At 53.2% G+C, this 21,487-nt stretch carries 19 protein-coding genes; 18 read left to right on the top strand and 1 reads right to left on the bottom strand.

Features of this window, described 5'->3' with window-relative positions; genetic code table 11:
* Nucleotides 1-12 precede the first annotated feature (12 nt).
* The gene (leuL, locus tag LH86_RS23015) at nt 13-96 is read right to left on the bottom strand and encodes a leu operon leader peptide (protein WP_139827388.1); all 84 of its coding nucleotides are present in this window, start codon (nt 94-96) and stop codon (nt 13-15) included.
* A 441-nt stretch (nt 97-537) separates the two neighbouring features.
* Between leuL and leuO the strand changes: the two genes are divergently transcribed.
* From leuO to ftsA, 18 genes are all read left to right on the top strand, one after another.
* The gene (gene leuO / locus LH86_RS08845) at nt 538-1,482 is read left to right on the top strand and encodes a transcriptional regulator LeuO (RefSeq protein ID WP_039300398.1); all 945 of its coding nucleotides are present in this window, start codon (nt 538-540) and stop codon (nt 1,480-1,482) included.
* Nucleotides 1,483-1,887: 405 nt separating this feature from the next.
* Nucleotides 1,888-3,612, top strand: a complete 1,725-nt coding sequence (ilvI, locus tag LH86_RS08850) for an acetolactate synthase 3 large subunit (protein ID WP_039300401.1) — start codon at nt 1,888-1,890, stop codon at nt 3,610-3,612.
* Between the two features lie 2 nt (nt 3,613-3,614).
* Nucleotides 3,615-4,106 (top strand): acetolactate synthase small subunit, encoded by a 492-nt coding sequence (gene ilvN / locus LH86_RS08855; RefSeq protein ID WP_039300404.1) that lies wholly within the window; start codon nt 3,615-3,617, stop codon nt 4,104-4,106.
* A 176-nt stretch (nt 4,107-4,282) separates the two neighbouring features.
* On the top strand, nt 4,283-5,287 hold the full coding sequence (gene cra, locus LH86_RS08860; RefSeq protein WP_008461770.1) for a catabolite repressor/activator: 1,005 nt from the start codon (nt 4,283-4,285) through the stop codon (nt 5,285-5,287).
* A gap of 562 nt (nt 5,288-5,849) precedes the next feature.
* Nucleotides 5,850-6,308 carry a division/cell wall cluster transcriptional repressor MraZ gene (gene mraZ, locus LH86_RS08865; protein WP_008461772.1) on the top strand — a complete coding sequence of 153 codons (459 nt, stop codon included), beginning with the start codon at nt 5,850-5,852 and terminating at the stop codon, nt 6,306-6,308.
* A gap of 2 nt (nt 6,309-6,310) precedes the next feature.
* Nucleotides 6,311-7,252 (top strand): 16S rRNA (cytosine(1402)-N(4))-methyltransferase RsmH, encoded by a 942-nt coding sequence (gene rsmH, locus LH86_RS08870; protein ID WP_039300407.1) that lies wholly within the window; start codon nt 6,311-6,313, stop codon nt 7,250-7,252.
* Nucleotides 7,249-7,611: a cell division protein FtsL gene (ftsL, locus tag LH86_RS08875; protein ID WP_008461776.1), complete on the top strand. Its 363-nt coding sequence runs from the start codon at nt 7,249-7,251 to the stop codon at nt 7,609-7,611. Before rsmH ends, ftsL begins: the two co-directional genes overlap by 4 nt.
* Before the next feature lie 15 nt (nt 7,612-7,626).
* Nucleotides 7,627-9,393, top strand: a complete 1,767-nt coding sequence (locus LH86_RS08880) for a peptidoglycan glycosyltransferase FtsI (protein ID WP_039290269.1) — start codon at nt 7,627-7,629, stop codon at nt 9,391-9,393.
* Nucleotides 9,380-10,867, top strand: coding sequence for a UDP-N-acetylmuramoyl-L-alanyl-D-glutamate--2,6-diaminopimelate ligase (murE, locus tag LH86_RS08885; protein WP_039300410.1), 1,488 nt, complete (start codon nt 9,380-9,382; stop codon nt 10,865-10,867). The genes LH86_RS08880 and murE overlap by 14 nt, the downstream gene beginning before the upstream one ends.
* A complete protein-coding gene (gene murF / locus LH86_RS08890; RefSeq protein ID WP_039300412.1) occupies nt 10,864-12,222 on the top strand; it encodes a UDP-N-acetylmuramoyl-tripeptide--D-alanyl-D-alanine ligase in 1,359 nt (452 codons plus the stop codon). The genes murE and murF overlap by 4 nt, the downstream gene beginning before the upstream one ends.
* Entirely contained in the window at nt 12,216-13,298 is a 1,083-nt protein-coding gene (gene mraY / locus LH86_RS08895; protein WP_039290277.1) for a phospho-N-acetylmuramoyl-pentapeptide-transferase, read from the top strand. Before murF ends, mraY begins: the two co-directional genes overlap by 7 nt.
* 2 nt (nt 13,299-13,300) lie before the next feature.
* Nucleotides 13,301-14,617 (top strand): UDP-N-acetylmuramoyl-L-alanine--D-glutamate ligase, encoded by a 1,317-nt coding sequence (murD, locus tag LH86_RS08900; RefSeq protein ID WP_039300415.1) that lies wholly within the window; start codon nt 13,301-13,303, stop codon nt 14,615-14,617.
* Entirely contained in the window at nt 14,617-15,861 is a 1,245-nt protein-coding gene (gene ftsW, locus LH86_RS08905; RefSeq protein ID WP_039290282.1) for a cell division protein FtsW, read from the top strand. Before murD ends, ftsW begins: the two co-directional genes overlap by 1 nt.
* Nucleotides 15,858-16,925: an undecaprenyldiphospho-muramoylpentapeptide beta-N-acetylglucosaminyltransferase gene (gene murG / locus LH86_RS08910; RefSeq protein ID WP_039300418.1), complete on the top strand. Its 1,068-nt coding sequence runs from the start codon at nt 15,858-15,860 to the stop codon at nt 16,923-16,925. The genes ftsW and murG overlap by 4 nt, the downstream gene beginning before the upstream one ends.
* Before the next feature lie 70 nt (nt 16,926-16,995).
* A complete protein-coding gene (gene murC / locus LH86_RS08915) occupies nt 16,996-18,471 on the top strand; it encodes a UDP-N-acetylmuramate--L-alanine ligase (protein WP_039300422.1) in 1,476 nt (491 codons plus the stop codon).
* On the top strand, nt 18,464-19,384 hold the full coding sequence (locus LH86_RS08920; RefSeq protein WP_039300424.1) for a D-alanine--D-alanine ligase: 921 nt from the start codon (nt 18,464-18,466) through the stop codon (nt 19,382-19,384). Before murC ends, LH86_RS08920 begins: the two co-directional genes overlap by 8 nt.
* 1 nt (nt 19,385) lies before the next feature.
* Nucleotides 19,386-20,222 (top strand): cell division protein FtsQ, encoded by an 837-nt coding sequence (gene ftsQ, locus LH86_RS08925; RefSeq protein WP_039300427.1) that lies wholly within the window; start codon nt 19,386-19,388, stop codon nt 20,220-20,222.
* Nucleotides 20,219-21,475: a cell division protein FtsA gene (gene ftsA, locus LH86_RS08930; protein ID WP_008461798.1), complete on the top strand. Its 1,257-nt coding sequence runs from the start codon at nt 20,219-20,221 to the stop codon at nt 21,473-21,475. Before ftsQ ends, ftsA begins: the two co-directional genes overlap by 4 nt.
* The last annotated feature ends 12 nt before the right edge of the window (nt 21,476-21,487 follow it).

Here is a 21,487-nt window from a genome sequence, read left to right on the forward strand (position 1 = left end):
TGGAGGCTTGAATCAACGCTGATTGTCGCCCACCAGTCTACCGCGCAAATAAGATGCGTTTAGTAGTAGACCAAGTAGGCGGACGGTGCGATTCATGTTTCAAGCCCTGTGCAATTTCGTGATGTATTTATTGGTACTTGATCTCAACGCAGGTGTCAACCTTTAGGCAGGATGGGTGAGCATTGGGTCGACGGGTTAGTTGTGTTTGTTCAGTGAAAGATGCCGAGAAAGTGCCTTTTCTTAATATATTAATTAATATTAAAGATCACAATATCGTCTGATAATAGGCTGAATTTAAAAATTTATCTTATGAGCATGATAGAACTGATGTATTGTTCCTGGTATGACATGTTTTTTATTATTAGCTAAATGCGTTACAGGTTTTTATCTGGCGATTTTGGGAGGTTTTTTATTACTTCAATTATAAGTGTTCTGGTTAACTGAATCGTTATAAAAGATGTTTGCCTGATAAATATTAAGATGGAATTTGCAACTTATGCATTGTGGAATGGACTTCAATTCATTACTGGAGTAAACATGGAACATAAAATAAATAAGAGTCGGGAGACTCTGGATGCAATAAAACCTCGACTACGTAATGTAGACCTAAACCTGCTGACTGTTTTTGATACGGTGATGAGAGCACAAAGTATTACCGGTGCCGCCAGGCTGTTGGGGATGTCTCAGCCTGCCGTCAGCAACGCCGTGTCCCGGTTGAAAATGACCTTTAACGATGAGTTATTTGTTCGCAATGGGCGGAATATACAGGCAACAGCCAGAGCGGTTCAGCTTTATGACGTGATTCGTGACGCCTTACAGATGGTCCAGAATGAGCTACCGGAAGGGGACTTTGATCCTCTGAGGAGCAAGCGGCAGTTTACGCTTTGCGTTGCCAGTCCTTTGGACAGTAAAATAATGTCACGTATTTTAGATACTATGAAATATACGGTGCCGAATGTTCAATTAATTTTCAAATCTTATTTCAATGAAGATATTGAGCGGCAGTTGCGCTATCAGGAAGTTGATTTTTTGATTTGTTATGATGAAATCTCGCGGCCTGAGTTTAAAAAAATCCCACTGTTTGAGGATGAAATAGTTTTAGTCACTGGTCAGGATCATCCTGGTTTTTTTTCTCCGCTAACGACGCGTGATTTCTATAATCAGCAACATGCGGTGGCTTCCCCTGAATGCTTTGGTTCCTTCAGTTCGCCATGGTATGACACGTTGAATAAGCAAAACGCTATTGTCTACCTGGGAATGACAATGACCTGTGTATTAAACGTGGTTTCACAAACACGGCTGGTGGCTGTTACACCACGCTGGTTTGTTGATAGTGTTCCTAATGAATTGAATCTAAGAGTGTTTCCTGTGCCTTTTATCAAAAGGCAGCGTACTTGTTATTTATCCTGGTATGGCTCAGCCGGGCAAGACAAGGGGCATTTGTGGATGCAAAATCAGATAGCAAAAAGCTTATGTCAATAACGTTACCAGTATTATGGAATCTCGGGCCTAAACAGCCCATTTTCACTTTCTTATGTAAGAAGGGCAGTATTTTGTACTTTAGCATTTTCTGGTGGCCCCTCCCTCACAGCGTATTAATTCTAAATTAATACATAATGCACTGTGTTTACCCGCATCTTTGGCATATTTGTCATTAGTCACCCTCTCTATTTAGTCGATCGCTCCGCTATGCCTGATTTTTATAGAGGTGAGTGCAATTTCTTCTCTTCAGGTTGCTCTGGCGGGCAATTGCCTGACGGATCTTGAGCGGTTATGTTAATGGGCTAAACCTATAAAAATGATACAGGCAGAGACACAACCTGTCGCAACGACGGTGCGGAAATGACTTCTGCATGCGGTCAAAAACGTGAGCCTGGAGGCAAAACCATGGAGATGTTGTCAGGAGCCGAGATGGTCGTCCGGTCGTTAATCGATCAGGGCGTAAAGCAGGTATTCGGCTATCCGGGAGGCGCAGTACTCGATATTTACGATGCGCTTCATACTATGGGTGGGATCGATCATGTGCTTGTGCGCCATGAACAGGCTGCCGTGCATATGGCCGACGGCCTGGCGCGTGCTACGGGGGAAACCGGCGTTGTGCTGGTGACTTCAGGACCTGGTGCTACAAATGCTATTACCGGCATCGCAACCGCCTATATGGATTCTATTCCGATGGTTGTGTTGTCCGGGCAGGTCGCAACTTCATTGATTGGTTACGACGCCTTTCAGGAATGCGATATGGTCGGTATCTCCCGACCTGTCGTTAAACATAGCTTCCTGGTGAAACAGGTCGAGGACATTCCGGGTATTATCAAAAAGGCCTTCTGGCTTGCTTCCAGCGGCCGTCCGGGACCTGTTGTGGTCGATTTACCCAAAGACATCATGAGTCCGCTGAATAAGCTGCCGTATGCCTGGCCAGATGCTGTCAGTATGCGCTCTTACAACCCAACGACGCAGGGCCACAAAGGGCAGATCAAGCGCGCCCTGCAGACGCTGATTGCGGCTAAAAAACCGGTGATGTATGTAGGTGGCGGGGCGATCAATTCAGCCTGCGAAACAGAATTGTTGACGCTTGCTGAAAAGCTCAATATTCCGGTTGTCTCATCGCTGATGGGACTGGGTGCATTCCCGGCTACACATCGGCAGTCGCTGGGTATGCTGGGCATGCACGGCACCTACGAAGCCAACATGACGATGCATTATTCGGACGTTATCTTTGCCGTTGGCGTTCGCTTTGATGACCGAACCACTAACAATCTCGCTAAGTATTGCCCGAATGCGACGGTGTTGCATATTGACATCGACCCTACGTCTATCTCCAAAACAGTAGCGGCGGATATCCCTATTGTGGGGGATGCGCGTCAAGCTCTGGCACAAATGCTGGACTTGCTTGCTCAGGAAGACATTCAGCAATCCGGGGATGATATTCGGGACTGGTGGCAACAGATTGAACAGTGGCGTGCTCGTCACTGCCTTGAGTTCGATCGCCATAGCCAGGCTATCAAGCCGCAGGCTGTTATTGAAACCGCTTATCGCCTGACGAACGGTGATGCTTATGTCACCTCCGATGTGGGCCAGCACCAAATGTTTGCCGCACTTTATTATCCATTCGATAAACCACGCCGTTGGATAAATTCCGGTGGTTTAGGCACCATGGGCTTCGGTCTTCCTGCCGCGCTTGGCGTGAAGATGGCATTGCCGGATGAGACGGTCATTTGCGTTACCGGTGACGGCAGTATCCAGATGAATATTCAGGAGCTTTCCACCGCACTGCAGTACGGCTTGTCGGTTCTGGTTTTGAACCTTAACAACCGCTACCTCGGCATGGTGAAACAGTGGCAGGACATGATTTACTCGGGCCGTCACTCTCAGTCTTATATGGAGTCGCTCCCGGACTTTGTTCGCCTGGCTGAAGCTTATGGCCACGTGGGGATTAGTATCACTAAGCCAGAAGAACTGGAAAGCAAACTTGCCGAAGCGCTGGAAACCGTGCGCGGCGGGCGACTTGTGTTTGTCGATGTAACAGTTGACGGTACTGAACACGTTTATCCGATGCAGATTCGCGGTGGCGGTATGGATGAAATGTGGCTAAGCAAAACGGAGAGAACCTGATTATGCGCCGGATATTATCTGTATTACTGGAAAATGAATCAGGTGCGCTGTCCCGGGTTATTGGTCTGTTTTCCCAGCGCGGTTACAACATTGAAAGCCTTACCGTAGCGCCTACGGACGATCCCACGCTTTCCCGTATGACTATCCAAACCGTGGGTGATGAGAAGGTACTGGAACAGATTGAGAAGCAACTGCATAAGCTGGTGGATGTGTTACGCGTCAGCGAGCTGGGGCAGGGGGCCTACGTTGAGCGTGAAATCATGTTGGTGAAAGTGCAGGCCAGCGGATACGGTCGAGAAGAGGTGAAGCGCAGCGCGGAAATTTTCCGTGGGCAAATCATTGATGTGACGCCAACGCTTTACACCGTCCAACTTGCCGGCACCAGCGATAAACTCAACGCGTTTCTTGATACGATCCGCGACGTTGCCAAAATCGTCGAAGTGGCCCGTTCGGGCATTGTTGGCGTTTCGCGCGGCGATAAGATCATGCGCTAGTCACTAATGTGATCTAATTCACATGCCCGGCAATCACCGCCGGGCTTTTTTTTGCAAATTAGAAAACAACTCCCCGCAAAAGCGGTTGCCGGAGTTATTATTCTGCGCTTAGATGTGAATGTCGTTAACCATAGCCAGGGCATGGTTATGGATCACCTGGAGAGTAAGGGGCTACAGTGAAATTGGATGAAATCGCGCGTCTGGCTGGCGTGTCGCGCACCACGGCAAGCTATGTTATCAACGGAAAAGCAAAACAGTATCGCGTCAGCGATAAAACCGTTGAGAAAGTCATGGCGGTGGTACGTGAGCATAACTACCACCCTAATGCGGTAGCCGCCGGGCTACGTGCAGGACGCACGCGTTCTATCGGGCTGGTGATCCCAGACCTGGAAAACACCAGCTACACCCGTATAGCAAATTACCTTGAGCGTCAGGCTCGCCAGCGCGGCTATCAGTTGCTGATCGCTTGCTCTGAGGATCAACCCGACAACGAAATGCGCTGTATTGAACACCTTCTGCAGCGGCAGGTTGATGCCATTATTGTGTCTACCTCGTTGCCGCCGGAGCATCCTTTTTATCAGCGTTGGGCAAACGATTCGTTCCCGATTATTGCGCTCGACCGTGCGTTAGATCGCGAACACTTCACCAGCGTTGTCGGTGCCGATCAGGACGATGCAGAAATGCTGGCTGAAGAGCTGCGGAAATTCCCCGGTGAAAATATCCTTTATCTCGGTGCGTTACCTGAACTGTCCGTGAGCTTCCTGCGTGAGCAAGGGTTCCGTACTGCCTGGAAAGACGATCCTCGTACCGTCAATTATCTCTACGCTAACAGCTATGAGCGTGAGGCTGCCGCTCAGCTTTTTGAAAAGTGGCTGGAAACTCACGAGATGCCTGATGCGCTGTACACAACCTCCTTCGCACTGCTGCAGGGTGTTATGGATGTCACGCTGCGCCGTCAGGGGCGGCTGCCTTCGGAGTTGGCGATAGCCACCTTTGGCGATCATGAGCTGCTGGATTTCCTGCAGTGTCCGGTATTAGCGGTGGCACAGCGTCACCGCGATGTTGCTGAGCGTGTGCTGGAACTGGTGCTGGCAAGCCTTGATGAGCCGCGTAAGCCGAAGCCTGGGTTAACCCGAATTCGCCGCAATCTTTATCGCCGGGGTAGCTTAAGTCGTTACTGATAAAGAGATCATTATCAGCCACTTAAAGTTAATTAAGATTTTTCCCGTATATTTACCCTTATTTTTTAAGGCAATTAATTAGGCGGGAAAAATCGGGTAAAAAAATCCCCATCGAGAAATAAATCTCTTCTTTGTATTATTTTGTTACACACCCGCTGTTAAGAAATGTTGGATTATTAATCATTAGCAACCTCTCTTTACGTCTGTCTTGCGCAGAGCCAGCGCCAGACGGGCATCTGGCGCTGTTCACTCGCTTTGAAATACCTTAAAATGCCGCCCGCGTCGCAAACTGGGTACTTAATATTTCTCCTGACAAGTATTCGGTCGTTTTAACGCTGTTGATGTTTATTGGTCTTTTTCTTTCAAATATTCATAACGTTAATTTTGCCTCGCTATTGCGGGCTTTTTCACGCCAGCCATTTATCAATCGCTTAGGCGCGGGAATTTATTCCCGTAAGCGGCCTGGCTGGCTTGACAAGGTTTTCCTCCCCTCCGTAAACTCCTTTATGTGGGAATTTGTGGGTTAAAGTGGTGAAATGGGTCATTAAAGGGTGAGGCTGGCATGTTCCGTGGGGCAACGTTAGTCAATCTCGACAGCAAGGGGCGGCTTGCCGTACCTACCCGTTACAGGGAAAAGCTGATCGAAACCTCAGAAGGTCAGATGGTTTGTACCATCGACATCCATCACCCCTGCCTGCTGCTTTATACCGTTCCTGAGTGGGAAATCATTGAACAAAAGCTTGCCCGTCTGTCGAGCATGAACCCCGCAGAACGCCGCGTACAGCGTCTGTTATTAGGGCATGCCAGTGAATGTCAGATGGATAACGCCGGGCGATTGCTGCTGGCGCCCGTTTTACGGCAGCACGCCGGGCTTACCAAAGAAGTTATGCTGGTCGGCCAGTTCAATAAGTTTGAGCTGTGGGATGAAGCGACCTGGCATCAACAGGTCAAGGAAGATATCGACGCTGAGCAGGGTTCGACAAACACCTTGTCGGATCGTCTGCAGGACTTGTCACTTTAGAAATGATGGAAAATTTTAAACACACTACGGTGCTGCTGGACGAGGCCGTAAATGGCCTGAATATTCGTCCCGACGGCATCTACATTGATGGCACTTTTGGTCGCGGTGGCCATTCACGCCTGATTCTGTCCCAGCTCGGTGAGCAAGGACGGCTGCTGGCGATCGACCGCGATCCGCAGGCGATTGCTGCGGCTGCCGCTATCGATGACCCACGCTTCTCCATCATTCATGGCCCATTCTCTGCGCTTGCAGATTACGCACGTGAGCGCGAACTGGACGGCAAGATCGACGGCATTTTGCTGGATCTCGGCGTCTCTTCTCCTCAACTGGATGATGCAGAACGTGGTTTCTCGTTTATGCGTGATGGGCCGCTGGATATGCGTATGGACCCAACGCGAGGTCAATCCGCTGCCCAATGGCTGATGACGGCGGAAGAAGCCGATATTGCCTGGGTTATTAAAACCTTTGGTGAAGAACGTTTTGGTAAGCGCATTGCACGCGCCATCGTGGAGCGTAACCGCGAAGAGCCGATGACGCGTACCAAAGAGCTGGCGGCCGTCGTCTCTGCCGCTATGCCGGTTAAAGATAAATTCAAACACCCGGCAACCCGAACGTTTCAGGCCATCCGGATCTGGATCAACAGCGAGCTGGATGAAATTGAAAAAGCGCTGAATGGCTCGCTGGAGGCGTTATCTCCCGGCGGTCGGTTATCGATCATCAGCTTCCATTCTCTGGAAGATCGCATTGTTAAACGCTTCATGCGTGAAAACAGCCGGGGGCCACAGGTCCCAGCTGGTTTACCGATGACGGAAGCACAATTGAATAAGCTGGGCGGTCGCCAGTTGAAGGCGCTAGGTAAGCTGATGCCAGGTGAAGAAGAAGTGGCGGAAAATCCACGCGCCCGTAGTTCTGTTTTGCGTATTGCGGAGAGGACTAACGCATGATCAATCGGGTGACAGAAACCCTCAGCAGAGTGACGCAGCTCGGCAGCAACGAGCGACATGCGTTGCCTGCCGTGATTGGTGGCGATCTTCTGCGCCATGGGAAACTGGCACTTTGCTTGTTCGTTGCCATTATCGTGACCGCGGTTTCCGTGGTCACAACGGCGCACCATACCCGTCTGCTTACCGCACAGCGTGAGCAGATGGTACTCGAACGTGATGCGCTGGATATTGAATGGCGCAACCTGATTCTTGAAGAAAACGCGCTCGGCGATCATAGCCGGGTAGAAAGGATCGCGACGGAGAAGCTGCAACTGCAGCATGTCGATCCTTCACAGGAAAACATCGTAGTTCAGCAATAAGGAATCGTGCGGCAGATGAGAGCAGCGGCAAAAACGCTTAAACCAAAACGTCAGGAAGAACAGGCCAACTTTGTGAGTTGGCGTTTTGCGTTGCTCTGCGGTTGCATTCTGTTGGCGCTGGCTTTCCTTCTGGGCCGTGTCGCCTGGCTGCAAATCATTAATCCGGACATGCTGGTACGTCAGGGTGACATGCGTTCACTGCGCGTACAGGAGGTCTCTACCTCCCGCGGCATGATAAGCGATCGCGCGGGACGCCCTCTTGCAGTTAGCGTGCCGGTAAATGCCGTTTGGGCTGACCCGAAAGAATTGCATGATGCTGGCGGAGTGACGCTGGATAACCGCTGGAAGGCGCTGGCAGATGCACTAAAAATTCCTCTCGACCAGCTTTCATCTCGCGTGAACAGTAATCCCAATGGGCGGTTTATTTATCTCGCGCGTCAGGTTAACCCGGATATTGGCGATTACATCAAAAAGCTTAAGCTTCCGGGAATTCACCTGCGGCAGGAGTCTCGTCGCTACTATCCATCCGGCGAAGTGACCGCTCACCTCATCGGCTTCACCAACGTGGACAGCGAAGGGATCGAGGGGGTGGAAAAAAGCTTTGATAAATGGCTCACCGGTCAGCCTGGCGAGCGCATTGTGCGTAAAGATCGCTACGGGCGCGTTATCGAAGACATTTCCTCTACCGACAGCCAGGCCGCCCATAACCTGGCTTTGAGCATTGATGAACGCCTGCAGGCGCTGGTTTACCGTGAACTGAATAACGCCGTTGCCTTCAACAAAGCCGAATCGGGCAGCGCTGTTTTGGTTGATGTGAACACTGGTGAAGTCCTGGCGATGGCGAACAGCCCGTCCTACAACCCGAATAATCTGACCGGCACGGCAAAAGACGTAATGCGTAACCGTACCATCACCGACGTCTTCGAACCGGGTTCCACCGTTAAGCCAATGGTGGTGATGACCGCGCTGCAGCGGGGTGTGGTGAATGAAAATACCGTACTGAATACGATTCCGTACCGCATTAATGGTCATGAGATCAAAGATGTGGCGCGGTACAGCGAATTGACCCTTACCGGGGTATTACAGAAGTCGAGTAACGTCGGTGTTTCTAAGCTGGCGTTAGCGATGCCCTCCTCAGCGTTGGTAGATACTTACTCACGTTTTGGACTGGGAAAAGCGACCAATTTGGGGTTGGTCGGGGAACGCAGTGGCTTATATCCTCAAAAACAACGGTGGTCTGACATAGAGAGGGCCACCTTCTCTTTCGGCTATGGGCTAATGGTAACCCCGTTACAGTTAGCGCGAGTCTACGCAACGATCGGCAGCTACGGCATTTATCGGCCGCTGTCGATAACCAAAGTTGACCCGCCGGTTCCCGGCGAGCGTATCTTTGCTGAATCAACCGTCCGCACCGTGGTGCACATGATGGAAAGCGTGGCGCTGCCCGGCGGCGGCGGCGTGAAGGCGGCCATTAAGGGCTACCGTATTGCGATTAAAACCGGTACTGCGAAAAAAGTCGGGCCGGACGGTAAGTACATCAACAAATACATTGCTTACACCGCAGGCGTTGCGCCAGCCAGCCAGCCGCGATTTGCGCTGGTGGTGGTTATCAATGACCCGCAGGGCGGTAAGTATTACGGCGGTGCCGTATCTGCACCTGTGTTCGGTGCCATCATGGGCGGCGTACTGCGCACCATGAACATCGAGCCGGATGCGCTGGCAACCGGTGAGAAAAGCGAATTTGTAATTAATCAGAAAGAGGCATCAGGTGGCAGATCGTAATTTGAGCGACCTTCTTGCTCCGTGGGTAGCCGGGCTACCTGCGAGAGCGCTGCGAGAGATGACACTCGACAGTCGCGTGGCGGCTGCGGGCGATCTTTTTGTGGCCGTGGTCGGTCATCAGGCGGACGGGCGTCGTTATATCCCGCAGGCGATAGCACAGGGTGTGGCTGCCGTGATCGCAGAAGCGGACGGTGAAGCGGCGGATGGTGAAGTCCGCGAAATGCACGGCGTACCGGTCATTTACCTGAGCCAACTGCATCAACGGCTGTCTGCGCTGGCTGGCCGTTTCTATCATCAGCCTTCTGAATCCTTACGTCTGGTTGGTGTCACCGGCACCAACGGCAAAACGACAACGACTCAACTGCTGGCACAGTGGGCGCAGCTGTTGGGTGAAACCGGTGCCGTGATGGGGACCGTAGGCAATGGCCTGCTCGGGCAGGTTGTGCCGACAGAAAATACCACGGGCTCTGCGGTAGACGTGCAGCACGTGCTGGCGAGCCTGAAGACTCAAGGCGCAACCTTTGGCGCCATGGAAGTTTCATCTCATGGTTTGGTTCAGCACCGCGTGGCGGCTCTGAAGTTTGCTGCGTCGGTGTTTACCAATTTAAGCCGCGATCACCTTGATTATCACGGTGACATGGCGAATTACGAAGCCGCTAAGTGGCTGTTGTTTTCCGAGCATGACTGCGGTCAGGCGATCATCAACGCCGATGACGAAGTGGGTCACCGCTGGCTGGCGCGCCTGCCGGATGCCGTAGCGGTCACCATGGAAAATAACCTTGAGCCGGGGGGGCATGGGCGCTGGCTGAAAGCTGATGAAGTGGTTTATCACGATGGTGGGGCGACGATTCGCTTCAGCTCATCGTGGGGCAATGGCGAAATTGAAAGCCGGCTGATGGGCGCGTTTAACGTCAGTAACCTGCTGTTGGCTTTAGCCACGCTGCTGGCGCTGGGTTATCCGCTCGAAGCATTAATTGAAACTGGCTCACGTCTGCAACCTGTTTGTGGGCGAATGGAAGTGTTCAGCTCTGCCGGCAAACCGACCGTGGTTGTGGATTATGCCCACACGCCGGATGCGCTTGAAAAAGCGCTACAGGCAGCTCGCCTGCACTGTTCCGGCAAACTGTGGTGTGTATTCGGCTGCGGCGGCGACCGCGATAAAGGTAAGCGGCCAATTATGGGCGGTATTGCCGAGCAATATGCCGATGTGGTGGTGGTGACCGACGACAACCCACGCACTGAAGAACCGAAGGCCATTGTCGACGATATCCTGACCGGTATGCTGGATGCTGGCCGCGCGCACGTTGTACTGGGCCGCGCAGAAGCGGTGACCAACGCGATTATGCAGGCCAAAGAAAATGATGTGGTTCTGCTGGCGGGTAAAGGCCACGAGGACTATCAGATTGTTGGCAACCGTCGTCTGGATTACTCCGACCGCGTCACCGCAGCGCGTCTGCTAGGAGTTGTGGCATGATTCGCGTCTCCCTGAAGCAACTGGCATCCATTCTTAATGGGCAGCTACATGGCGCAGACGCGGACATTATTGATGTCACAACGGATACCCGTAAGCTGACAGCTGGCTGTCTGTTTGTTGCGCTGAAAGGCGAACGTTTTGATGCCCATGACTTTGCCGCCGATGCGGTGAAAGGCGGGGCAGGCGCGTTACTGGTTAGCCGCAAGCTTGATATTGATGTTCCCCAATTGGTTGTGGCCGATACCCGCCTTGCATTTGGCGAACTAGGCGCGTGGGTTCGCCAGCAGGTGCCTACTCGCGTTGTGGCGCTAACCGGCTCTTCCGGCAAAACCTCCGTGAAGGAAATGGCGGCATCTATTCTGCGCCAGTGCGGCAACACGCTTTATACCGCTGGCAACCTGAATAACGATATTGGCGTGCCAATGACGCTGCTGCGCCTGACGCCGGAATACGATTATGCCGTTATCGAACTGGGTGCAAATCACCAGGGCGAAATTGCCTGGACCGTAGGTTTGACACGGCCAGAAGCTGCGCTGGTGAATAACCTGGCGGCCGCGCATCTTGAAGGGTTTGGTTCCCTGGCCGGTGTGGCGAAAGCCAAAGGCGAGATCTTTACCGGCCTCGCGGCAAACGGCACGGCGATCCTTAACGCAGATAACAACGACTGGCTGAACTGGCAGGCGATCATTGGCGATCGCAAAACCTGGCGGTTCTCGCCCAACGCGGCAGGAAGCGATTTCACCGCGACGAATATCCATATTACCTCCCACGGTACCGAATTCACTCTGCATACGCCTCAAGGCGATGTTGATGTCGTGCTGCCGTTGCCGGGTCGTCACAATATTGCTAACTCGCTGGCGGCTACCGCATTAGCGATGGCCGTTGGCGCGCCGCTCGAAGCCGTAAAAGCAGGGCTTGCTGAGCTTAAAGCCGTACCGGGCCGCCTTTTCCCTATCCAGCTTGCAGAGAATCAGCTGCTGCTGGACGACAGCTACAACGCTAACGTGGGTTCAATGACCGCGGCGGCGCAGGTTCTGTCAGAAATGCCGGGTTACCGCGTGATGGTCGTTGGCGACATGGGCGAGCTGGGTGATGAAGCTGAAGCCTGCCATCGTCAGGTGGGGGAAGCGGCAAAAGCTGCAGGTATTGACCGTGTTTTGAGCGTCGGCGTGTTAAGCAAGACGCTGAGTGACGCATCAGAAGTTGGTGAACATTTTGCCGATAAACAGGCCGTGGTCGCGCGTTTGAAAGCGCTTATCGCGGAACATTCAATTTTAACCATTTTGGTGAAAGGTTCACGTAGTGCGGCCATGGAAGAGGTGGTTCGCGCATTACAGGAGAAACAAGCATGCTAGTTTGGCTGGCCGAACATTTGGTCAAATATTATTCCGGCTTTAACGTCTTTTCCTATCTGACGTTTCGCGCCATCGTCAGCCTGCTGACCGCTCTGTTTATCTCCCTGTGGATGGGCCCGCGGATGATCGCGCGTTTACAGCAACTCTCCTTCGGACAGGTTGTGCGTAACGATGGCCCGGAGTCGCACTTTAGCAAGAAAGGAACGCCAACCATGGGCGGGATCATGATCCTGACCGCCATTGTGGTGTCCGTGCTGATGTGGGCTTATCCCTCTAACCCTTACGTCTGGTGCGTGCTGTTCGTGCTGATAGGCTTCGGCATCGTTGGCTTTGTCGATGACTATCGCAAGGTGGTTCGTAAGGACACCAAAGGTCTGATTGCTCGCTGGAAATACTTCTGGATGTCGGTGATTGCGCTGGTTGTTGCTTTCACTATGTACGCCGCTGGAAAAGGGACGCCTGCAACCGAACTGGTTGTGCCGTTCTTCAAGGATGTGATGCCACAGCTTGGCCTGTTCTACGTGCTGCTTGCGTACTTCGTTATTGTCGGTACCGGTAATGCGGTCAACCTGACCGATGGCCTTGATGGCCTGGCGATTATGCCGACCGTGTTTGTTGCCGCTGGTTTTGCACTGGTGGCATGGGCGACAGGGAACATGAACTTTGCGGGCTACCTGCACATTCCTTACCTGCGCCATGCGGGTGAACTGGTCATCGTCTGTACGGCGATTGTCGGCGCAGGCCTGGGCTTCCTGTGGTTCAACACTTACCCGGCTCAGGTCTTCATGGGCGACGTTGGCTCGTTGGCTCTTGGCGGGGCTCTGGGGACTATCGCAGTGCTACTGCGTCAGGAGTTCCTGCTGGTGATTATGGGGGGCGTGTTTGTCGTTGAAACGCTATCGGTGATCCTGCAGGTGGGCTCATTCAAGCTCAGAGGGCAGCGTATCTTCCGTATGGCGCCCATTCACCATCACTATGAATTGAAAGGCTGGCCGGAGCCGCGCGTGATTGTGCGCTTCTGGATTATTTCGCTGATGCTGGTGCTGATTGGCCTGGCTACGCTGAAGGTTCGCTAAACATGGCAGATTACCAGGGTAAAAACGTTGTCATCATTGGACTGGGCCTGACGGGCCTGTCCTGCGTGGATTTCTTTATTGCGCGCGGCATTACGCCACGCGTAATGGATTCCCGTATCTCCCCTCCTGGTCTTGATAAGTTGCCTGAGAACGTTGATCGCCATACCGGTTCGCTGAATGAGGACTGGTTGCTGGCGGCGGATTTAATTATTGCCAGTCCTGGCGTGGCGCTTGCTACTCCAGCCTTGAGCGCGGCGGTTGATGCCGGGGTTGAGGTCATTGGTGATATTGAGCTGTTTTGCCGTGAGGCCCAGGCTCCGATTGTCGCGATTACCGGCTCCAACGGGAAAAGTACCGTAACCACCCTGGTGGGAGAGATGGCGAAAGCCGCTGGTGTGAATGTGGGCGTTGGCGGAAATATTGGTCTACCGGCGCTGATGCTGCTGGACAAAGGCTGTGAGCTTTATGTTCTTGAGCTATCGAGCTTCCAGTTGGAAACTACCCATAGTTTGAAAGCGGCGGCGGCGACCGTTCTGAACGTGACTGAAGATCATATGGATCGCTATCCGTTTGGGATGCAGCAGTATCGTGCGGCAAAACTGAGTATTTATGAAAATGCCAAAGTTTGCGTGGTCAACGCAGATGACGCGCTGACGATGCCGGTACGCGGCGCGGACGAGCGCTGTATCAGTTTCGGTGTGGATGTCGGCGATTATCATCTTAATCGCCAGCAGGGTGACACCTGGCTGCGGGTGAAGGGGGAGAAAATCCTCAACACCAAAGAAATGAAACTGGTTGGGCAGCATAACTACACCAACGCGCTGGCTGCGCTGGCGCTGGCGGATGCGGTGAATCTGCCTCGTTCCAGCAGCCTGAAAGCGTTGACCACCTATACTGGCCTGGCTCATCGCTTCCAACTGGCCTGGGAACGTAATGGCGTTCGCTGGATTAACGACTCTAAAGCCACCAACGTCGGCAGTACTGAAGCCGCGCTAAATGGCCTGCATGTGGAAGGGACGCTGCATTTGCTGTTAGGCGGCGACGGCAAGTCTGCCGACTTCTCACCTTTAGCTCGCTATCTGCAAGGTGATCGCGTTCGCCTGTACTGCTTTGGTCGCGACGGTGCTGAACTGGCTGAGTTACGCCCGGATATTGCCGAGCAGACAGAAACCATGGAACAGGCGATGAAGCTGGCCGCGGGCCGAGTGGAATCTGGCGATATGGTACTGCTCTCTCCAGCCTGTGCCAGCCTCGATCAGTTTAAAAACTTTGAACAGCGCGGTGACATGTTTACTCAATTAGCGAAGGAGCTAGGCTGATGCGTTTATCTCTCCCTCGCCTTCGCGTCCCCCGCATTCCAGGATTTGGTATCCTGGCCTGGGTCGCTTCGGCGTTAAAAGGGTGGGTAATGGGTTCCCGCGAGGCCGACGCCAACAGCATGGTGCTGTATGACCGCACGCTGCTTTGGCTAACCTTAGGCCTGGCCGCGATCGGTTTTATTATGGTGACCTCGGCGTCGATGCCGGTAGGCCAGCGTCTGGCAAACGATCCGTTCCTGTTTGCCAAACGCGACGGGCTCTACATCATTGTTGCGTTTGTGCTGGCGATGGTGACGCTGCGTTTGCCGATGGATTTCTGGCAGCGCCACAGTACGGCCATGCTGCTGGCTTCGATCGTGATGCTGCTGATTGTACTGGTCGTCGGTAGCTCGGTTAACGGGGCATCGCGCTGGATTGCTTTCGGCCCGCTGCGTATTCAGCCCGCAGAGTTTTCCAAGCTGTCACTGTTCTGTTATCTCGCAAACTACCTTGTGCGCAAGGTGGATGAAGTTCGAAATAACCTGCGCGGCTTCCTGAAGCCAATGGGCGTAATTCTGGTGATGGCCGTCCTGCTGCTGGCCCAGCCAGACCTTGGTACCGTAGTTGTGCTGTTTGTCACTACGCTGGCAATGTTGTTCCTCGCGGGAGCAAAACTGTGGCAGTTTATCGCGATCATCGGGATGGGGATCTCGGCGGTTATCCTGTTGATCCTCGCTGAGCCTTACCGTATTCGCCGCGTAACGTCGTTCTGGAACCCGTGGGAAGATCCATTCGGCAGCGGCTACCAGTTAACGCAATCACTGATGGCTTTTGGGCGCGGTGAATTGTGGGGACAAGGGCTGGGGAACTCGGTGCAGAAGCTGGAATATCTGCCCGAAGCACACACTGACTTTATCTTCTCGATCATCGGTGAGGAGCTGGGATATATCGGTGTGGTGCTTGCACTTTTGATGGTATTCTTCGTCGCTTTTCGCGCGATGTCCATCGGCAAACGTGCGCTGGAATTGGATCAGCGTTTCTCCGGTTTCCTGGCATGTTCTATCGGGATCTGGTTTAGCTTCCAGGCGCTGGTTAACGTTGGTGCTGCGGCGGGGATGTTGCCCACTAAAGGCCTGACGCTGCCGCTTATCAGTTACGGCGGTTCCAGCCTGCTGATTATGTCCACGGCAATCATGCTGCTGTTGAGAATAGATTATGAAACGCGTCTGGCTAAGGCTCAGGCGTTTACACGGAGTGCCAAATGACGGGCAAAGCGAAGCGATTGATGGTGATGGCGGGTGGTACAGGTGGGCATGTTTTCCCAGGCCTGGCCGTTGCCCATCACCTTCAGGCGGAAGGGTGGGATATTCGCTGGCTTGGTACTGCGGACCGTATGGAAGCCGATCTGGTGCCGAAAAACGGGATTGAGATCGACTTTATCCGTATTTCTGGCCTGCGCGGTAAGGGCCTAAAGGCCTTGTTGATGGCTCCTGTGCGTATTTTTAACGCGTGGCGCCAGGCTCGCGCCATCATGAAAGCGTGGAAGCCGGATGTAGTGCTGGGCATGGGCGGCTATGTTTCCGGGCCTGGTGGCCTGGCTGCGTGGTCTCTTGGCATTCCGGTTGTCTTGCATGAACAGAACGGCATTGCCGGTCTGACGAATAAATGGTTGGCAAAGATCGCCACCAAGGTAATGCAAGCCTTTCCTGGCGCATTCCCTAAAGCGGACGTGGTTGGCAACCCGGTGCGGACAGATGTGCTTGCTTTACCGCTTCCGCAAGTGCGTTTTACCGGAAGAGAAGGCCCGGTTCGCGTGCTGGTTGTTGGTGGATCTCAGGGCGCTCGAGTGTTGAACCAAACCATGCCGCAGGCTGCTGGGCGTTTAGGTGAATCCGTGACTATCTGGCACCAAACCGGAAAGGGCGGCCAGGCAGTTGTGCAGCAGGCTTACGCTGAAGCAGGACAGCCTCAGCACAAGGTCACCGAGTTTATTGATGATATGGCAGCAGCCTACGAATGGGCTGATGTTGTGGTCTGTCGCTCCGGGGCATTAACCGTGAGTGAAATCGCGGCTGCAGGGTTACCAGCCTTGTTCGTTCCTTTCCAGCACAAAGATCGGCAGCAGTACTGGAATGCCCTGCCGCTTGAAAAGGCAGGCGCTGCGAAAATACTGGAGCAACCGCAGTTTACCGTGGATGCCGTTACCCGTACCCTGGCCGGGTGGGACAGAGCAACGCTGCTGGCAATGGCCGAGCGAGCGCGAGCTGCCTCCATTCCTGATGCAACTGAACGTGTAGCAAACGAAGTCAGCGCCGCAGCGCGCGCGTAATACTTGTGGGTGGCAAATTGTCGCCCGTAAATTTGATGTAATGGCGGCATGCCGCTTGCAGGTTTAGAGAATGAATACACAACAACTGGCGAAACTGCGTTCAATTGTGCCCGAGATGCGTCGCGTCCGGCACATTCACTTTGTTGGCATCGGCGGCGCCGGTATGGGCGGTATTGCTGAAGTATTGGCTAATGAAGGCTACCAGATCAGCGGCTCCGATCTGGCACCGAACCCGGTCACGCAGCAGTTGTCGGCACTGGGTGCCACGATTTATTTCAACCATCGCCCGGAAAACGTGCGCGATGCAAGCGTGGTTGTTGTTTCTACGGCAATTTCTGCGGATAACCCGGAAATTGTTGCTGCCCATGAAGCACGTATTCCGGTCATCCGCCGTGCTGAAATGCTGGCTGAATTGATGCGTTTCCGTCACGGCATTGCGATTGCGGGGACGCATGGCAAAACCACGACAACGGCGATGGTATCGAGCATTTATGCCGAAGCGGGCCTGGACCCAACGTTTGTAAATGGTGGGCTGGTGAAAGCCGCAGGTGTCCATGCTCGTCTGGGCAACAGCCGCTACCTGATTGCAGAGGCTGACGAAAGCGATGCTTCGTTCCTGCACCTGCAGCCGATGGTCTCAATTGTGACCAATATCGAAGCCGATCACATGGATACTTACCAGGGCGACTTCGAAAATTTAAAGCAGACGTTTATTAATTTCCTGCACAACTTGCCGTTTTATGGACGTGCGGTGATGTGCGTAGACGATCCGGTGATTCGTGAGCTTCTGCCGCGCGTGGGCCGTCAAATCACCACATATGGCTTTAGCGACGATGCAGATGTCCGCGTTGAAAATTATCAGCAGAAAGGCGCTCAGGGCTTTTTCACCATCGTGCGCCAGGACAAGCCTGAGATGCATGTGGTGCTGAATGCACCTGGCCGTCACAACGCACTGAATGCAGCTGCCGCTGTTGCCGTTGCGACGGAAGAGGGTATCGAAGACGATGCTATTTTGCGTGCGCTGGAAAGTTTCCAGGGGACGGGGCGTCGTTTCGATTTCCTGGGCGAATATCCGCTGGCGCCGGTAAATGGCAAAGCGGGCACCGCTATGCTGGTGGACGACTATGGCCACCACCCAACGGAAGTGGATGCCACCATTAAGGCAGCGCGCGCAGGCTGGCCAGATAAGAATCTGGTGATGATTTTCCAGCCGCACCGCTATACACGTACGCGTGATTTGTATGATGACTTTGCTGGAGTGCTGTCCCAGGTTGACTCCCTGGTGATGCTGGAGGTTTATCCCGCAGGTGAAGCACCTATCCCAGGAGCGGATAGCCGTTCTTTATGCCGCACTATTCGCGGCCGTGGCAAAGTTGATCCAATTTTGGTTTCCGATCACGCGGAAGTGGCGGAAATTTTAGCCCCTGTGTTGACGGGAAATGATTTGATCCTCGTTCAAGGTGCCGGGAATATCGGCAAAATCGCCCGAAACCTGGCTGAAATCAAATTGCAGCCTCAAACTAAAGAGGAAGGGCGTCATGGCTGATAAGATCGCCGTTCTTCTGGGAGGAACCTCTGCTGAGCGCGAGGTTTCTCTGCAATCCGGCAGCGCGGTGCTGGCGGGATTAAAAGAAGCGGGTATTGATGCGCATGCTTTTGATCCACAAAACGAGTCTGTACTTGAGCTAAAGGCTCAGGGTTTTGACAAGGTTTTTATCGCGCTGCACGGTCGCGGTGGTGAAGACGGGACGTTGCAAGGGCTATTGGAGTTCCTTCAACTGCCTTATACCGGTAGTGGTGTTATGGCCTCGGCGATAACGATGGATAAGCTGCGCAGCAAACTGCTGTGGCAGGGAGCAGGTTTACCCGTTGCGCCATGGGTTGCCGTCAATCGTCAGGATTTCGCAGCAGGCCTGAGCGCAGCGCTGGTTGAGCGTATTACTGCATTAGGTTTGCCGGTTATCGTCAAGCCGAGCCGTGAAGGTTCCAGCGTAGGTATGTCTAAGGTGGACAGCGTAGATGTGCTGCCAGCCGCGCTTGAACTGGCCTTTGAGCATGACGAAGAAGTGCTGATTGAAAAATGGTTGAGTGGCCCGGAGTATACGGTTGCGATTTTAGGCGAGGAAATTTTACCGTCTATTCGCATCCAACCCGCTGGAACCTTCTATGATTATGAGGCGAAGTATCTCTCTGATGAAACTCAATATTTCTGCCCTGGCGGATTAATTGAACAAAGAGAGCAGGAATTGCAGGCATTAGTTCTGCAGGCCTGGCAGATTCTCGGCTGTAGCGGCTGGGGCCGGGTCGATGTGATGCTGGATAGCGATGGTCAGTTTTACCTGTTAGAAGTGAATACTTCTCCGGGGATGACCAGCCACAGCCTGGTGCCGATGGCGGCTCGCCAGGCAGGGATGAGCTTCTCACAATTAGTTGTACGTATTTTGGAACTGGCGGACTGATATGTCGCAGGCTGCACTGAATGCGCGTAATCGTGCCGAGGAAAATGCCAGCGCTCGGCGCAGCAACGGGTCCCGCCTGGCAGGGATGATTTTCCTGTGTGCGGTACTGTTGAGCGTGTTTATCGGCGGTTGGATTGTGGTGGGCTGGATGGAAGATGCCCAGCGTTTACCACTCTCCAGGCTGGTGGTGACCGGGGAGCGGCACTACACACGTAATGATGATATACGCCAGTCGATTCTGGCCCTGGGGCCTCCGGGTACTTTTATGACCCAGGATGTGAATATCATCCAACAGCAGATAGAACGCTTGCCCTGGATCAAGCAGGCAAGCGTTAGAAAGCAGTGGCCGGACGAATTGAAGATTCATCTGGTTGAATATGTGCCGATAGCACGTTGGAATGACCAGCATATGGTTGACGCAGAGGGAAATTCCTTCAGCGTACCAGCAGAACGCACCAGCAAGCAGACTTTGCCAATGCTTTCCGGCCCGGAAGGCAGCGAAAATGAAGTTCTGCAAGGTTACCGTGACATGGGCATGGTGCTGGCAAAGGATAAATTTACGTTGAAACAAGCGGCTATGACCGCTCGCCGCTCCTGGCAGTTGACGCTGAATAACGGAATTAAGCTCAACCTTGGTCGGGGCGACACGATGAAACGTCTGGATCGTTTTGTAGAACTGTACCCGGTTCTGCAGCAGCAGGCGCAGGCTGATAACAAACGGATCAGTTATGTCGACCTGCGATACGATTCAGGCGCCGCGGTAGGTTGGGAGGCACTTCCTCCTCCGGTACCTAATCCGAATCAGCAACAGAATCAGGCACAGGCAGAACAACAATGATCAAGGCGACGGACAGAAAACTGGTAGTTGGACTGGAGATTGGCACCGCGAAGGTTGCCGCTTTAGTAGGGGAAGTTCTGCCCGACGGTATGGTCAATATTATTGGCGTGGGGAGTTGCCCTTCGCGTGGTATGGACAAAGGCGGAGTAAACGACCTCGAGTCGGTGGTTAAATGTGTTCAACGGGCGATTGACCAGGCTGAATTGATGGCAGACTGCCAGATATCTTCAGTTTATCTGGCGCTGTCCGGCAAGCATATCAGCTGCCAAAACGAGATAGGCATGGTGCCGATTTCGGAAGAGGAAGTGACGCAGGAAGATGTTGAAAATGTGGTGCATACGGCAAAATCAGTGCGTGTTCGCGATGAACACCGCGTTCTGCATGTGATTCCACAGGAATACGCTATTGATTACCAGGAAGGGATCAAAAATCCGGTAGGCCTGTCCGGTGTCCGTATGCAGGCCAAAGTGCATCTGATTACCTGCCATAACGATATGGCGAAAAACATCGTTAAAGCGGTTGAACGTTGTGGTTTGAAAGTTGACCAATTAATTTTCGCCGGTCTGGCCGCAAGCTATGCGGTACTGACCGAAGATGAACGCGAGCTGGGTGTCTGTGTTGTAGACATCGGTGGTGGTACCATGGACATGGCGGTGTATACCGGCGGTGCGCTGCGCCACACCAAAGTTATCCCTTATGCAGGGAACGTGGTCACCAGCGATATCGCCTACGCCTTCGGGACGCCACCGAGCGATGCGGAGGCTATTAAAGTTCGCCATGGTTGTGCCCTGGGATCTATCGTCGGTAAAGACGAGAACGTTGAAGTTCCTAGCGTAGGTGGACGTCCGCCGCGCAGCCTTCAGCGTCAGACGCTGGCCGAAGTGATTGAGCCTCGCTACACAGAGCTGCTCAACCTGGTCAACGAAGAGATTTTGCAGTTACAGGAACAGCTTCGCCAGCAGGGTGTGAAACACCACCTGGCGGCGGGGATTGTGTTAACCGGCGGCGCGGCACAAATTGAAGGCCTGGCAGCCTGTGCTCAGCGTGTGTTCCATACGCAGGTGCGTATCGGCCAGCCGTTGAATATTACTGGCCTTACTGATTATGCCCAGGAGTCGTATTACTCGACCGCAGTAGGGTTGCTGCACTACGGGAAAGAATCACATCTCAGTGGTGAAGCTGAAGTGGAAAAAAGGACCTCTGTTGGCTCATGGTTTAAGCGACTGAACAGCTGGCTGAGAAAAGAATTTTAATTTTTATAAGAG

The organism is Cedecea neteri (genome assembly GCF_000758325.1).
GTDB lineage: Bacteria > Pseudomonadota > Gammaproteobacteria > Enterobacterales > Enterobacteriaceae > Cedecea > Cedecea neteri_B.